The organism is Burkholderia aenigmatica (assembly GCF_048627025.1).
Classification (GTDB): domain Bacteria; phylum Pseudomonadota; class Gammaproteobacteria; order Burkholderiales; family Burkholderiaceae; genus Burkholderia; species Burkholderia aenigmatica.
The window spans coordinates 1279155-1294558 of the sequence record NZ_CP184469.1 but is presented as its reverse complement, the minus strand read 5'-3'; the positions used below and the strand labels follow the sequence as shown (position 1 = coordinate 1294558).

The following is a 15404-nucleotide window of genomic DNA, read 5'->3' as shown; positions in this document are numbered from 1 at the left end:
GTCGCATCCCGTGGAGGAAAATAGCGGCTCCGCTACAGGTTGCTCACAGGAATGGATACCCTACAAAACATGCGGGTGTTTTCGCGCGTCGTCGAAACGGGCAGTTTCACCGCCGCCGCGCAATCGCTGAATTCGACGACCGGCGCGATGTCGCGCGCGGTGTCGGAGCTCGAAGCGCGCCTGCGCACCCGACTGATGAATCGTTCGACGCGCCGTCTCGCGCTCACGTCGGCCGGCGAAAGCTATCTGCGGCGCTGCCGCCAGATCCTCGCCGACGTCGACCGCGCGGAAGAAGAGGCGAGCTGCGCGCACGAACGGCCGGCCGGCGTGCTGCGCATGCACAGCTTCGCGAGCGTCGGCCATCACTATGTGTTGCCCACGCTGACGCGCTATCACGCGCAGTTTCCGGACGTGTCGATCGAGCTGTCGCTGTCGCAGCGCATGCCCGACCTGTTCGACGGTACGAGCGACATGGCCGTCGTGACCGCGTCGTCGCTGCCCGATTCCGAACTCGTGTCGCACCTGCTCGGCTCGACCTTCAGCATCCTGTGTGCGTCGCCCGACTATGTGAAACGCCACGGCGCGCCGGTTCGTCCGCAGGATCTCGCCGCGCACGCGTGCCTGACGCTGTGCACGCCGGCATTCCCGACGCACGAATGGGTGCTCGAAGGGCCCGAAGGCGTCGAGCAGATCCACGTCGCGGGGCCGGTGCAGACCAATACGGCCGAATCGCTCGCCCTCGCGATCCGCGACGGCATCGGGATCGGCATGCTGCCGCTGTACTCGGCGATCGATGCGCTGCGCGACGGCACGCTCGTCCGCGTGCTGCCCGCGCATATCCTGCAGAAGATGAACGTCTACGCGCTGTATCCGTCGCGCCGCTTCGTCGATGCGAAGGTGCGGACCTGGGTCGAGATGCTGCGTGCCCAGGTGCCGGGAATGATCGCGCGCGACGTCGAGATGCTCAACGCGATCGATCGCGAACCGCAGGCCGCCTGAGCGGCGGACGCGCGCCGGCGTTCTGCCGGCTTTTTCTCTTCAAGCCAACCACACGAACGCGAATGCAACCTGCGCCGCGCCCGCGGCACATCGTTCACGCGGGCGCGGCGCATCGTCGTGCCGTTACAGCGCGGGCTTTGCCGCCGCGCCCGATTCCGTTGCCGGTTCGCCGGCCGGGCCGTACGCGGCATGCGCGGCCTTCTGTTCCGCGAGACGCTTTTCGTGGAGTCGTTCCTGCGCCGCCATGATGTCGTCCGGATAGTTGTTCACTTCGCCGCGCGCCGGGTTGTAGCCGACCGATTCGAGATCGATGAGCTCCTGCAGCACTTGCGCGCGCGTGACGGGCGACTGTGCCGACTGGGCGAAGGACAGGGCCGGTGCAGCGAGCAGGACGGCAGCGGCGGCGGTAACGACGAGCGATTTCACGAGGTTCTCCTGGGGACGGGGTGGGCGGCCGGTTCGACGCGCGATGCGTGACCCCGACCTTTGCTGGCAGTCTACGCAGCACCCGCGCGCGTAAAAACCCCGATTCCAGGCAGGCAGCCTTCCAGATGGAACAACATTGGTGCAAGCCGCCCGCGGCGAACGCACCCGCGTAAGAACGCGGGTGCGTGGCCAACGGGCGATGCTGCCGCGCGCCGGTCAGAAGCGCGTGCGCATGCCGATCGTGCCGACGATCTGGTTCGCCGTGCTCGATGCGCCGCCCGAGCCGTTGATGAACGCCTGGTAGCCGCGGCCCGATGCGTGCTGATACATCGCTTCCGCGTACACGTCCGTGCGGCGCGACAGCTTGTAGACGGCCTGCAGGTCGACCTGATGCCACTTCGGATCGGTGCCGTGCTTGCTGTCGGGGTTCGACACGCTGGCGTCCGTGTACACGTAGGCCGCGCCGAGGCTGACGGCCGGCGTCACCGCATAGCGCACGTTCACGTCGTAGTTGTTGAACGCGACCTGGCCGGTCGAGCCGAACGAGCCGGTGTTGTCGTACTGCGAGCGCGTATAGACGAAGCCGACGGTGGCCGGGCCGAACCCGTAGCTGATGCCGCCGCCGTACGAACGCATGCGGTCCGAGCCGATCGACCAGCCGCCCTGGTTCAGGCTCTTCGCTTCGGCCGCATCGGTCGCGCCGGGGCTCGCGCTCGTCGAGCCCTTCGTGCCGTTCATCTGCAGGTACGCGCCGGCCAGCTTCAGCGGGCCGTTCGTGTAGCTCGCCGCGACGCTGTACGCGCGGTTCGCACCGAAGCTGGTCGCGTTCGAGAATGCGTACATCGCGCCGACCTTGAAGCCCGCGTAGGTCTCGCTCGTGTACTTGACTGCGTTGTTGATGCGCAGCGAGTGGTTCAGGTTGTCGTTGTCGAACGGATGCGCGAAGCTCGTGTCGCCGAAGTCGCCGGCCGTGGCCGACAGCGGCGCGACGAAGTCGACCATCGTGTCGTACTGGCGGCCGAGCGTCAGCGTGCCATAGCCGCTCTGGCTCAGGCCGACGTACGCGTGGCGGCCGAACAGCTTGCCGTCCTGCCCGAGCCCGCCGTTGTTCACGTTGAAGCCGTTCTCGAGCACGAACAGCGCCTTCAGGCCGCCGCCGAGATCTTCGGTGCCGCGAAACCCGATGCGGCTGCCGTTGACGGTGCCGCTGTTCAGGCGCCACAGCGACGCACCGTTGGCGTTGTTGGTGTAGACGATGCCGGCATCGATCAGGCCGTACAGCGTCACGGAGCTCTGTGCGTGAGCGAGCGGGGCGAACAGCGCGGCGGTGCATGCGCCGGCGATGAGGGTTTTTTTCAAGTCAAGGCTCCTGCGTGTGGGACTGGGAACGAAAGTTCGGCGCAAGTATAGGAATGCCTCGCGCGCGCAAGGCCACCGGGGGCCGCGAGCGCACCTTTCCGGATCCGGCAAGAGTCCTTCACAAAACTGACACGACGCGCCGCGCACGCGAGACGATGGCGGTTCTTGCGTGATCGCACGCGGCTGGCATCCGTTCATCGCGGAGCGCCTGTCGCGTCGTTGCAACATGCGCGGGGCGCGGCACGGCGGCTGATCGGCGCGACCGGCGCGCGTCACGTATCCAGATTGAGGCGGACGAAGGAGGGCGGAGGGTGACGGCCTGCCTGTATTCGTGTATTCGCAAAATGCATGAGTCGATTCGAAAAATACGTTTGTCTCATGATGGGCGCCGGCCTACGATGCGGTCCTGACGACGGCGCGCGTGTTGCGCGCCGTCCTTTCGATCCCATTCGCCGACCCCATGCGCCTCGATCTCCCGTCCGCTCCCGCCTCTTCTTCGCCGGCCGCCAGCCCGTTCACGCGCGTGGCCGTCGTCACGATCCTGACCGGCGTCGGCGCGGGCCTCGGCGGCATGCTGCTCGCGCTGCTGCTGCATGCGATCCAGCACGTCGCGTATGGCTACAGCGTCGCGCACGTGATCGGCACCGAGAGCTTCCTCACCGGTGTGACCGGCGCCGATCCGCTGCGCCGGCTCGCGGTGCTGACCGTCTGCGGGATCGTCGCCGGCGGCGGGTGGTGGGCGCTGTACCGGTATGGCCGGCCGCTCGTCAGCATCCGCCGCGCGGTGCGCGCGGCCGATCCGCGGATGCCGTTCGTCAGTACGACGGTTCACGCGCTGCTGCAGATCGTCACCGTCGCGCTCGGCTCGCCGCTCGGCCGCGAAGTCGCCCCGCGCGAGATCGGTTCGCTGCTTGCCGGGCGGCTGGCGCATCGCGCGGGGCTCACGCCCGACGATTGCCGGCTGATGGTCGCGTGCGGCGCCGGCGCGGGCCTCGCGGCCGTCTATAACGTGCCGCTCGGCGGCGGGATTTTCGTGCTCGAAGTGCTGCTCGGCACGTTCGAACTGCGTGCGCTGGTCGTGGCGGTCGCGACGTCGGCGATCGCGGCGGCCGTCGCGTGGATCGGCCTCGGCAACGAGCATCAGTACACGGTGCCGCCGTTCGTGCTGAGCACGCCGCTGGTGGCGTGGTCGATCGTCTGCGGGCCGCTGTTCGGCTTGGCCGCATACGGCTTCGTGCGGCTCACGACGCGAGCCCGGGCGAACGCGCCGAAAGACGGGCGGCTGCCCGTGCTCGCGCTGCTCAATTTCGCGGCGATCGGCGTGCTCGCGATGCGGTTTCCTCAATTGCTCGGCAACGGCAAGGGCCCGGCGTCGCTGGGCTTCGACGGCACGCTGACGATCGGCCTTGCCGCGGCGCTGCTCGTGCTGAAGGTGCTGATCGAGGTCGGCAGCCTGCGGGCGGGCGCCGAAGGCGGCCTGCTGACGCCGGGCCTCGCGAACGGCGCGCTGCTCGGCGTCGTGCTGGGCGGGCTGTGGAGCCTCGTGTGGCCGGGTGCGTCGATCGGCGGATGTGCGCTGGTCGGCGCGACCGCGTTTCTCGCCGCGTCGATGCAGATGCCGATCACGGCGGTCGTGCTGCTGGCCGAATTCACGCGCGCGGATCACGACAGCCTCGTGCCGATGCTGCTTGCCGTGGCCGGGTCGCTCGTCGCGTACCGGTTCGCGCAGCGGCTGGCCGAGCGGCGGGTGGATTCGGTTGCAACCGTGAGCACACCTGCGACGGCCGTTCGCTGACGCACGCGCATCCGTCCTTGTCACCGGCGGTGCCGACTGCACCGCCGGTCGCTGTTTTCCTCTCCGTTTCCACGGCCGCGCCAGCACGCAATCGCAGCCGCGCGCGCCCAAGCGCGTTCGCCGGTTCTGTGCAAGAATCCGCGCGTTTCCGCGCCTCAACAAACAACGACACGCGCGGACGTCCCTATCAGGAAACGAGGAGCTCAAGTTGATTCAACGCATTTCCCGCTTTTTCACGCAGGTGGTTCACCGCGTGTTGCCCGACCCATTGATTTTCGCCATCCTGCTGACGATCGTCACGTTCGCGCTCGCGTTCGGCCTGACGCCGAATACGCCCGCGCAGCTCACGACGATGTGGGGTTCGGGTTTCTGGAACCTGCTCGCGTTCTCGATGCAGATGGTGATGATTCTCGTCACCGGCCACGCGCTCGCAAGCTCGCCGCCCGTGAAGCGCATGCTCGTCGCGCTCGCGAGCACCGCACGCACGCCGGGGCAGGGCGTGATGCTCGTTGCGTTCGTCGGCGCGCTCGCCTGCGCGATCAACTGGGGCTTCGGCCTCGTGCTCGGCGCCATGCTCGCGCGTGAAGTGGCGCGCCGTGTCGCCGGCAGCGATTACCGGCTGCTCGTGGCGTCCGCATACATGGGCTTCCTGAGCTGGCACGGCGGATTGTCGGGTTCGGTGCCGCTCGTCGCGGCCACGAAGGGCAATCCGATGGAGAAGACCATCGGGCTGATTCCCGTGTCGCAGACAATCTTCACCGGTTACAACGCGTTCATCACGATCGGCCTGATCGTGATGCTGCCGTTTCTCGCACGCATGATGATGCCGAAGCCCGGCGACGTCGTCAGCGTCGATCCGGCGCTGCTCGCCGAACCGCCGAGCGTCGAGCGCCAGCTCGGGCCCGACGCGACGTTCGCGGAGCGGATGGAGGAGAGCCGCGCCTTGTCGGTCCTCGTCGCGGCGCTGTGCGCGGCGTTCCTCGTGCTGAAGTTCGTGCAGAAGGGCTTCGCGCTCGACATCGACACCGTGAACCTCGCGTTCCTCGCGGCCGGCATCCTGCTGCACCGCACGCCGATGGCCTATGCGCGCGCGGTGGCCGGTGCGGCGCGCGGCGCGTCGGGGATCATGATCCAGTTCCCGTTCTATGCAGGCATCCAGGCGCTGATGGATCACTCGGGGCTCGCGGGCGTGATCACGAAGTGGTTCGTCGATATCGCAAACGTGCATACGTTCCCGCTGCTCGCGTTCCTGAGCTCGGCCGTGATCAACTTCGCGGTGCCGTCCGGCGGCGGCCACTGGGTCGTGCAGGGCCCGTTCGTGATGCCGGCGGCTCAAGCGCTCGGCGCCGATCTCGGCAAGGCCGCGATGGCGATCGCGTACGGCGAGGCGTGGACCAACATGGCACAGCCGTTCTGGGCGCTCCCCGCACTGGCGATCGCCGGGCTCGGCGTGCGCGACATCATGGGGTATTGCGTGACGACGCTGCTGTTCTCGGGCGTCGTGTTCATCGCGGGGATGTATCTGTTCTGACGCGGCAGGGCGCGATGCGGGCGGCGTTTGACGCGCACATCGCGCCGGCTTGAATGGCGTGGGCGGTCAACCGTGCGACCGCGCATCGGCATGCTCGTGCCCGTGACGCAGCGCCAGGCTCGCGAACGCCGCGACGACGAGCGCGGCCGCCAGCAGCGTCAGCCCGTTCTTCGCATTGCCGGTGGCCTGTTCGATCGCACCGACGACGGTCGGCCCGACGAAGCCGCCGAGCAACCCGCACGTATTCACGAGCCCGAGCCCGCCGGCCAGCGCGCTGCCGGCGAGCCGCGACGCGGGAAAGGTGAACACGATCGATTGCACGACGAAGAACATCGACGCGGCCACGCACACGCAGGCGAGCCCGGCGACAGGCGACACATGCGCGGCGCCGACCATCCCGGCCGCCATCACGACCAGCCCCGCGCACAGCATCCGCCGTGAATGACGCGACTCGCGCGCGAAGCGCGGCAGGGTCCCGGCCCCGATCGCTGCGGCGAGCCAGGGCAGTGCGGTCAGCAACCCGACGGCGAACGGCGAGAAGCGCCCCGACGCGCCGATGATGCCCGGCAGGAAGAAGATCACCGTGTAGATCGTCAGTTGATGGCAGAAGTACACGAAGATCGCGAGCCAGATCTGCGGATCGCGCAGCGCGGAACCGAACGCATGGCCGCCGTGCGCGGCGACGCCCGCATCCTGTTCGGCGGCCAGCGTGCGCTCGAGCGCGCGGCCGGTTTCAGCGGAGAGCCACGGCGCGGCGCTCGGGCGGTCCGGCAAGCGCGTCCACACGACGAACGCGAGCAGGATCGCCGGGATGCCTTCGACGACGAACAGCCATTGCCAGCCGTGGAAGCCGAGCGTGCCGTCGAGTTCGATCAGCGCGCCGGCCAGCGGCCCGCCGACGATGTTGGCGATGCACACGCCGAGCAGGAAGTAACCGGTTGCGCGCGCCCGCTCTTCGCGGCCGAACCAGTACGTCAGGTACAGCATCACGCCGGGAAACAGGCCGGCCTCGGCGGCACCGAGCAGCAGGCGCATCACGTAGAACGACGTTTCGCCGCGGACGAACGCCATGGCGACCGACAGTGCCCCCCAGGTGATCATGATGCGCGTGATCCAGAAGCGCGCGCCGACGCGATGCATGACCAGATTGCTCGGGATCTCGAAGAGCGCATAGGTCAGGAAGAACAGGCCCGCGCCGAGCCCGTAGGCGGCCGACGAAATGCCGAGATCGACGCCCATCGAGTGTTTGGCGAACGCGATGTTGGTGCGGTCGAGGAAGCTGATCACGTAGGCGGCGATCAGCAGCGGCATCAGTTTGCGGAACAGCAGCCGGTTCAGCGACGCGCTTGCGTCGCCGGTGGCGGACGGCAGGGCCTGGGCTTGAGGTGTGGACATGCGGACGACTCCGGTAAGGGCGAACCGGCGCGCGCGGCAAGCACGGCGCGCCGCGTTCGGCAGATGCCGCTGCGACGTGCGCAGCGGATGGGCAGACGACGGAGCCGCGCCGGCGGCGCTCGAACGGAGCGGGGCGATGATGGGCGTCCTGGCGCCGGCCGGCTGCGGCCGGCGCCTTGTCACTGCGCTTGCGGGTCCTGGTGTTGGGTCGCGAAGCGGCGATCAGAAATTCACCGCGTCGCCCCCCTTGAGCGCGAGCATCGCGCGCGCCTCGGCCGGCGTCGCGATGTCCAGCGACAGGCCTTCGAGCACCTGCCGCATTTTCAGTACCTGCGCCGCGCTCGATTCCGCGAGCTGGCCGGGCGCGATCCACAGCGAATCCTCGAGCCCGACGCGCACGTTCGCGCCCTGCGCGGCGCCGATCGTCGCGAGCGGAATCTGGTTGCGGCCGGCCCCGAGGATCGACCAGACGTAGTCGCCGCCGAACAGGCGGTCGGCCGTGCGGCGCATGTGCATCAGGTCTTCCGGGTGCGCGCCGATCCCGCCGAGCAGGCCGAACACGCTTTGCACGAAGAACGGCGGCTTCGCGAGCCCACGGTCGACGAAATGCGCGAGGTTGTACAGGTGCGAGATGTCGTAGCACTCGAATTCGAAACGCGTGCCGTTCGCGCCGCAGCGCGTGAGGATCGTCTCGATGTCGGCGAAGGTGTTCTTGAACACGAGGTCACGGCTCTTCTCCAGATGTTCGCGTTCCCACGGATGCTTCAGCTCGCGGAAGCGCTCGAGCATCGGGTACAGCCCGAAGTTCATCGAGCCCATGTTCAGCGACGCGACCTCCGGCTGGAAATGCAGCGCAGGCTGCAGCCGCTCGTCGACCGTCATGTGCGGGCTGCCGCCCGACGTCAGGTTGATCACGGCATCCGTCTGCGCCTTGATGCGCGGCAGGAATTCGGCGAACACGGCAGGATCCTGGGTCGGCTTGCCGTCCGACGGGTTGCGGGCGTGCAGGTGCAGGATCGCCGCGCCGGCCCGGGCAGCCGCGACGGCGGCCGTCTCGATCTCGTGCGGCGTCACGGGCAGGTACGGCGACATCGAAGGCGTATGGATCGCGCCGGTCGGCGCACAGGTGATGATGACTTTGCGAGCGTTTGCCATGGAGGGAATCCCTTCGGTGAGCGATGCAGGAGGCGTCAGAGCACTTCGACGTTGCCGCAGACGGAGATCGCCTGTCCGGTGATCCCGTGTCCGCCCGGCGAACACAGGAACAGCGCGGTCGCGGCGATCTCGGCCGGATCGGTCATGCGCCGCAGCGAGATCTTCTCCAGATAGCGCTTTTCCATCTCGTCGTAACTGACGCCGAGCTGCTGCGCGCGCGCCTCGATCACGCGGCGCATCCGGGGGCCCCGCACGATGCCGGGCTGGATCGCGTTCACGCGGATGCCGAGCGGCCCGAGTTCGATCGCGAGGCTTTTCACGAGGCCGACCACGGCCCACTTGGTCGCCGCGTAGGGTGTGCGGAACGCATATCCGAGCCGACCTGCCACCGACGACAGCGCGATGATGGCGCCGCCGTGTTTCGATTCGCGCAGAAGCGGCACCGCGCGGCGCGCAAACTGGAACTGCGCGTTCAGGTTGATCGCGACCGTCTGCTCCCACTGCACGGGATCGATTTCGTCGATGCCGCCGGTCGGGCCGGCGATGCCTGCGTTGTTGACGAGCACGTCGAGGCCGCCGAGCGTGGCCGATACGTCGTCGAACACCCGCGCGACGGCAGTCGGATCGGATACGTCGGCCAGCGTCGCACCGATCGCGCTTGCTCCTGCGCGCGGCGGCCGGTCGGCGAGCGCGGCGATTGCGGCCTGCGATGCGTCACAGACATGCACGCGCGCGCCGCACTCCGCGAACGCGTCCGCGATTTCGAGACCGATGCCCGAGGCACCGCCCGTCACGAGGACGCGCAGGCCGTCATAGGGTTTCAGCAGGTCGGAAGCTGTCATGCCGGGTTGTCTCCATCGTTGATGTTGTCGGATGCGGCCGCCCGCGATCGGGCGATCGCGGCAAACGGCCGCTATGGCTTCGCGTTCGCGGTGCGCGGCGTTTGCGCGGCACGCAGCGTCTCGGCAAGGTCGTGCGCGGCGCCGCCGATGTCGAGTGCGATGCCGGCCCGTACGCCCGTGCCGTCGCGCCGCTCGAGCGCATCGACGATCGCGCGGTGCGCATCCATCGAGCGCCGCATGTGCGGGATGTCGAGCGCGACCATGTTGAGGAACGGCCCGACGCGCATCCACAGGTTCTCGACGATCGCGAGCGTGCTTTCGCTCGCGCCGTGTGCGTAGATCGCGCTGTGGAAGGCGAAGTTGCTTTGCAGGTAAGCGCGCGACCGGCCGGCCTCGACGTGTGCCTGCATCGTTTCGCAGGTCTTGCGGACGGCGGCGATCTGCGCATCGGTCATTCGGGCGCATGCGCGTTCGGCGATGCAGCCTTCGAGCGCGATTCGCACGTCGCGCAGTTCGTCGAGCATGTCGAGCGTCATCGGCGGCACGACGAGCGCGCGGTTCGGGCCGTCGACCAGTGCGCGTTCGGCGCGCAGCCGCGTGAGCGCGGCACGCACGGGCATCGTCGACGAACCGACCGCCTCCGCGACGCTGCGCAGGCTCAACGCCTGTCCGGGCGCGAAACGGCCGCTCATCAGCGCTTCGCGCAGTTGCTGGTAGACCTTGTCGGCCATCGTTTCCTGTTCGATGGCTTTGAGGGCGGGCGGGACGATACGTGGCGCCAAGGCGGGTTCTCCTGGGTTTGATCTGCGATCTGTGATCACACTTGCAATGTGCGAAGTGTGGTCGCGGGAGGGCGTGGAGTCAAGGCGAACGGGATCGGGGAAAACGAGGGGGCAGGCGAAGGGCTGGCTGACCGGTGCGTCCATGACTTCCATTCGTTCCGGGCCGTTCGATATGGGGCGGCCGCAATCGACACTGTTTCTTACGGGTGGGGGACTGCGGAGCCGCGGCGGGGGCGCTTGCACAGGCAGATTCAAACGTTGCAGGCCGTCAGCCGTTCGTTGCTTGGCGAGCGAAAGGCGCTATGTTATAAAGGCGCCGAGAGCGAGCCTGGCATACCTTCGAACAACGGATCACATTCGCAGTACCAAGAAAAATCATGACTAAACAGGGGTATATCGAGGGTGAGGACACGCGCGTGCGGGTCCTGTTTCATGTGACCGATTTCGGCAACGGCGGGATCGAATCGTCCCTGATCCAGTGGCTGCGGATCCTCGACCGCCAGCGTTTCCGCGCGGTCCTGTCGATTACGTACGCGTCGCCGATGCTGGCCCAGCGCTTTCGCGCGCTGATCCCGGCAGACATCCCGATCGAGATCCTGGTGGGTCCGCAGTGGCTGCGCTACTTCCAGGATCGCCGTCACGCGCACAAGCTCGGCAAGGCGGGCCGGATCGCGCGCGATCTTCACGGTGCGCTCGCGGTGCGCCCTCACATCGGGCGGCGCGTTGCCGAACTCGCGCGCAACGTGGACGTCATCGTCGACTACGACCTGTCGCTGCGGCGCCTGGCCGGCCGGTTCGGAGTGGCCTGGATCGGCGTCAACCACTTCAGCTTCGTTGCACGGCTCGGCGGCCAGGGCCGCCGCGTGCGCCGCCTGCTCGACCAGTACAGCCGCTACGACAGCATTGCCGCGCTGAACCCGCAGATGGGCGACGAAGCCGACCGGATGTTCGGCGACCGCCTGCAACAGGTGACGGTCCTGCCCAACGCCATCGACATCGACGCGATTCGCGCAAACGCGACGGCGCCGCGCCCGGCACTGCCCGGCGGGGTCCCGTACATCGTCTCCGTCGCACGGCTCGACGAACTCCAGAAAGATCACCGCACGTTGCTGCGCGCGTATGCGCAACTCGTCGCGCAGCGCGACGTGCCCGAGCATCTCGTGCTGGCCGGCGACGGCGCACATCGCGACGAGCTCACACGCTTGGCGGATACGCTCGGCATCGGTGCGCGGGTGCATTTCATGGGGCAGATGGACAACCCGCATCCGTTGATGGCGGGCGCGTCGATTCTGGTCCTGAGCTCGAAGAACGAAGGGATGCCGATGGTGCTGATCGAGGCGCTCGCACTCGGCAAGGCGATCGTGTCGACGGACTGCCCGACCGGGCCGCGCGAGATTCTCGATCACGGTCGCGCGGGGCTGCTGGTGTCGGTCGGCGACGTCGACGCGCTGGCCAATGCGATGGCTCAGTTGCTGTCCGACGATGTGCTGCGGGCGGATCTCGCCGCGCGTTCGTTCGATCGCGCCGCATGCTTCGGCATCGCGGAAAGCAACCGGCGGCTCGACGCATGCATCGACGCGATTCGCGTGAAACGGGCGGGCCAGCTTCGCCAGCAAGCGCACACGAGGGTGCAGCGCGCCGGCTGACCGCTGGCGCGCGGGTGCCACGCGCCCCGCCATGCGCGGGGCGCGTGCGGTTTACCGCACCGGCTCGTCGTTCAGCGTGCCGAGGAACGCTTCGATATCCTTGATATCCTGCGCCGTCATCGCGGGCTTGTCGCCAGGCTTGCGGTCGAACGGCGCATCGGTCACGTCGACGTTCGCACGATATTTCGGCGGGATGTCGTCGTACTCGTCGATCTTCCCGTCCGCGCCGCGCGAATAGAACTTCTGCGGCGAGATGCTGCGCTCGTTGTAGAACGCCATCACCTGGTCGAGCGTGTGGAACACGCCGTTGTGGAAGAACACGTGGCGCGTCGCCGCGTTGCGCAGCGTCGGCGTCAGGAACATCGCGCAATACTGCGTCTGGTCCTTCAGGTCGTCGCGGAACGGCCCGCACACGCCGAGATCGTAGAACGCCGGGTTGCGGTTCTGCGCCAGTTCCTTGTTGCGCGGTGCGCCGAGCGCCTCGTACTGGTAATCGGTAAACATCGGCGGCAGCCCGTCCTTGCCGGGCTTCGACAGGTGGCAGCCCGCGCAATTCGCCTTGTCCGGATCGTTGAACAGGCGCAGCCCGCGCAGCTCGGCCTGCGACAGCCGCGCGCGGCCTTCGAGCCAGCGGTCGTACTTGCTGTTGTACGGGTGGAACGACGGATCCTCGACCTGGTAGCGCGCGATCGCGAACATCGCTTCCGACACCGCGAGCTGCGGGCTGTCGAACACGCGTGCGCCGAACAGTTGCTCGAGCTGCGCGCGGTGCGACGACTGCGCGAGCTTGCGCGCGACGTCGTCGATGCTCGCGTTCGCCATCTCGACCGGATTCAGCAGCGGGCCGAACGCCTGCTGCTGCAACGTATCGGCGCGGCCGTCCCAGAACATCCCGCCCTGCGGCACGAGCTGCGGCGCGGCCGACGTGCCGGCCACCTTCTGCGCCTTGACGACGCCGGCCGCCGACGCGGCCTGTTGCGCGACGGTCGGCGCGGCGTCGTTTTCACCGGCATCGGGGCCGATGCTGAAGTTCGGCTGGCGGTACAGGTACATCAGCGACGGCGGCGGTCGATAGCCCTGCTGCGTCATCGCGAGGCCGCCCGGCTGCACGTCGAGCGCGTTCGGTGGGCCGTATGCATGATCGGGGCTGTGGCACGACGCGCACGACTGCTTGCCCGATGCGGACAGCGACGGATCGGCGAACAGCGCGCGGCCGAGCTGTGCGACCGCCGACAGCGGCTGCGCGGCGGGCCGCTGCAGCACGACCGGATGCGGGTTCGCGCCCGTCCAGTCGGCGACGACGGTGCCGATCGCCGCGGGCACCTGCGCGGGGAACGCGATCGCGAACGCACCGTAGCCGAGCACGGCGGCGCCGATCACGAACGCCGTGCGGCGCAGGAGGCGGGAAGGCGTGCGGGTGCCGGTGGTGTCGGGAGACGGGAACGCGGGGCGAGCTGTCATGCTGTCGGTCGGAAATCGGGCGCCGCACGAAGCGGCGCATTAAATGGAAACGGCCGGCGCGTGATGCGCCGGCCATGCGGTCACGACGTACCGGTCAGATCGCCGGTGCCGCGCTCAATGCGGTGCCGAGCGTCGGGTCGAGATACAGCGGCGTCGTGTTCGGCTTCGACGTGAAGTCGAACAGGCTGCGCAGGTCGCCCGCCGTTGCATCGAACGAACCGCCGCCGATACGCTGGCCGCCGAGCCAGTTGTCCTCGATGAAGCGCACGACCGACGACTGGTCGATCATCGTGTGGTCGACGTAGTTCTGCTTCGCGTACGGCGAGATCACGATCAGCGGAATGCGCACGCCCGGGCCGCAGCGGCCGTTCACGGTCGCGCCGTTCACGCCGGTGGTGCCGCCCGTGCCGCACTTGCCGCTGCCGTTGACCTGGTCGACCGGGTCCGACGACGCGCGCGTCGGCGCCGTGTACACGTGGTCGTACCAGCCGTCCGAGTCGTCATAGGTGACGATCACGGCCGTGTTCTGCCAGTCCGGCTGCTGCTGCAGGAAGTTGACGACCTTCGTCACGAACGCCTGCTCGTCGAGCGGATCCGAATAGCCTGCGTGTGCGTCCTGTGCGGCAGGGGCCTTCAGGTAGCTGACCGACGGGAAGTTGCCGGCCTTCACGGCGGCGAAGAAGTCGTCCGTGTCGTACTGGTGGTTCGCGGGTTCGGCGGTCTTGCCGTCGGTCTGCAGGCTCGAGCCGATCGCTGCGACCGAGCTCGGGCGCGTGTGCTGCGGGTTCGCGGTCGACGCGTAGTACTGGAACCAGTTGTGGTGCGGGATGTAGTCGGACGTCGCGGCGTTCACGGCGGTGGCGACCGTGCTGCGGGCGCAGCCCGTGGTGCCGTTGCCGTTCGTCGTCGACAGGTTGAAGCCGCCCATGAAGCCGCCCCACGTGATCTTCGCGCCGTTCAGCAGGTCGCCGATGTTCTTGCCAGCCATCATCGCCTGGTCGGTCGTGCTCGAGCACACGTCGTAGCCCGGGTCGACGTCGTTGATCATCGTGAAGCCGCCCTGGCCGTCATTGATGTAGTACGAGCTCTTCGCGAGCGTCGACGGCTGCGCGGACGTCTTGACGACCTGCATCCCGTTGGTCTGGCCCGACACGACGTTCAGCGCGCCCGGCGTCGACGGGCCGTACGACGTCGTGTACATGTTGTCGCTCATCGCGAAGCGCTGCGCGTAGTTCCACAGCGCGGTCACGGTGTTGCCGTCGAAGTAGCCCATCACCTGGCCCTTCGTGCCGAACGCGCCGGCGCCGCCGGACGAGCCCTTGCCGGTGTATTTCGGGAACAGGTCGGCGAGGCCGTTGTCCTCGGCCTGCTGCTCGGCCGTGTACGCATGGTTCTGGTCGGCGGTCGCGGCCTGCGTGCGGTCGAGGCGGAACGGGTTCGCCGCGTCGGTGCCGTTGGCCGTGTTCGTGAAGTTCGGGTTCGCGGTGAGCAGCGTGCCCGTCAGGCCGTTGGGCGTCGGCGTGCCGGTCTTGGCGGTGAACGCCGGTTCGCCCGACGGGTTCGTCGCGTTCGGGTAGGTGCCGAAGTAGTGGTCGAACGAGATGTTTTCACCGTAAATCACGACGACGTGCTTGATCGGCGTGGCGGTCTGCAGCGCATCCTGCGACGACACGGCGGGCGTCGACGTCGGATCGCTGCCGCCGCAGGCGAACAGCGCCAGCGCTGCGGCAGCGCAGGCGGTGACGAGCAAGGCTTGACGGAACATCGGGAAACTCCAGGTAAGGTCTTCGATGGTGGAGAACGGCCCCGTCGCCGTGTCGGTTCGGCGCGGAGCTCGTGAGAGAGCACGCGCATTGGAACAGTCGCGTATGAAGATATGGGGACGGAGTGTTTTCGCGTCGATTGCGCTGCGGTATCGATTTCATTACGGCGGAATGCGGCACGAAAGAGAAAGGAAAGGGGCAGACCGCATGCCACCTTGGCGTCACATTCCGCGGCGCGCGGGGCCGCTGC

General features: G+C 68.0%; 12 protein-coding genes. 4 read left to right on the top strand and 8 right to left on the bottom strand.

Annotated elements, in window-relative coordinates:
• Window positions 1-51: 51 nt before the first annotated feature.
• A complete protein-coding gene (locus tag ACN8ZM_RS22875) occupies window positions 52-999 on the top strand; it encodes a LysR family transcriptional regulator (protein WP_043183638.1) in 948 nt (315 codons plus the stop codon).
• A 123-nt stretch (window positions 1000-1122) separates the two neighbouring features.
• Here ACN8ZM_RS22875 and ACN8ZM_RS22870 read toward each other — a convergent pair whose 3' ends face one another.
• On the bottom strand, window positions 1123-1425 hold the full coding sequence (locus tag ACN8ZM_RS22870; protein WP_043183639.1) for a DUF4148 domain-containing protein: 303 nt from the start codon (window positions 1423-1425) through the stop codon (window positions 1123-1125).
• 216 nt (window positions 1426-1641) lie between these two features.
• Window positions 1642-2784: a porin gene (locus tag ACN8ZM_RS22865; RefSeq protein WP_043183640.1), complete on the bottom strand. Its 1143-nt coding sequence runs from the start codon at window positions 2782-2784 to the stop codon at window positions 1642-1644.
• A 460-nt stretch (window positions 2785-3244) separates the two neighbouring features.
• Here ACN8ZM_RS22865 and ACN8ZM_RS22860 point away from each other — a divergent pair, with 460 nt between their 5' ends.
• Complete coding sequence (locus ACN8ZM_RS22860) at window positions 3245-4579, top strand: chloride channel protein (RefSeq protein WP_420212460.1); 1335 nt, start codon at window positions 3245-3247, stop codon at window positions 4577-4579.
• Between the two features lie 208 nt (window positions 4580-4787).
• On the top strand, window positions 4788-6110 hold the full coding sequence (locus ACN8ZM_RS22855; RefSeq protein WP_089453030.1) for a TIGR00366 family protein: 1323 nt from the start codon (window positions 4788-4790) through the stop codon (window positions 6108-6110).
• 66 nt (window positions 6111-6176) lie between these two features.
• On the opposite strand, the gene ACN8ZM_RS22850 is transcribed toward ACN8ZM_RS22855, so the two are convergent.
• From ACN8ZM_RS22850 to ACN8ZM_RS22835, 4 genes are all read right to left on the bottom strand, one after another.
• Window positions 6177-7505, bottom strand: coding sequence for an MFS transporter (locus ACN8ZM_RS22850; RefSeq protein ID WP_043183642.1), 1329 nt, complete (start codon window positions 7503-7505; stop codon window positions 6177-6179).
• Window positions 7506-7727: 222 nt separating this feature from the next.
• Entirely contained in the window at window positions 7728-8660 is a 933-nt protein-coding gene (locus ACN8ZM_RS22845; protein ID WP_089453028.1) for a 3-keto-5-aminohexanoate cleavage protein, read from the bottom strand.
• A gap of 35 nt (window positions 8661-8695) precedes the next feature.
• Window positions 8696-9502 (bottom strand): SDR family oxidoreductase, encoded by an 807-nt coding sequence (locus ACN8ZM_RS22840; protein WP_043183646.1) that lies wholly within the window; start codon window positions 9500-9502, stop codon window positions 8696-8698.
• Between the two features lie 71 nt (window positions 9503-9573).
• Window positions 9574-10284 carry a GntR family transcriptional regulator gene (locus ACN8ZM_RS22835; RefSeq protein ID WP_420212459.1) on the bottom strand — a complete coding sequence of 237 codons (711 nt, stop codon included), beginning with the start codon at window positions 10282-10284 and terminating at the stop codon, window positions 9574-9576.
• A gap of 377 nt (window positions 10285-10661) precedes the next feature.
• Between ACN8ZM_RS22835 and ACN8ZM_RS22830 the strand changes: the two genes are divergently transcribed.
• Window positions 10662-11930, top strand: a complete 1269-nt coding sequence (locus ACN8ZM_RS22830) for a glycosyltransferase (RefSeq protein ID WP_420212458.1) — start codon at window positions 10662-10664, stop codon at window positions 11928-11930.
• A gap of 51 nt (window positions 11931-11981) precedes the next feature.
• On the opposite strand, the gene ACN8ZM_RS22825 is transcribed toward ACN8ZM_RS22830, so the two are convergent.
• Window positions 11982-13391: a cytochrome-c peroxidase gene (locus ACN8ZM_RS22825; RefSeq protein WP_420212457.1), complete on the bottom strand. Its 1410-nt coding sequence runs from the start codon at window positions 13389-13391 to the stop codon at window positions 11982-11984.
• A gap of 94 nt (window positions 13392-13485) precedes the next feature.
• Window positions 13486-15156 carry a phospholipase C gene (locus ACN8ZM_RS22820; RefSeq protein WP_089453024.1) on the bottom strand — a complete coding sequence of 557 codons (1671 nt, stop codon included), beginning with the start codon at window positions 15154-15156 and terminating at the stop codon, window positions 13486-13488.
• Window positions 15157-15404 lie beyond the last annotated feature (248 nt).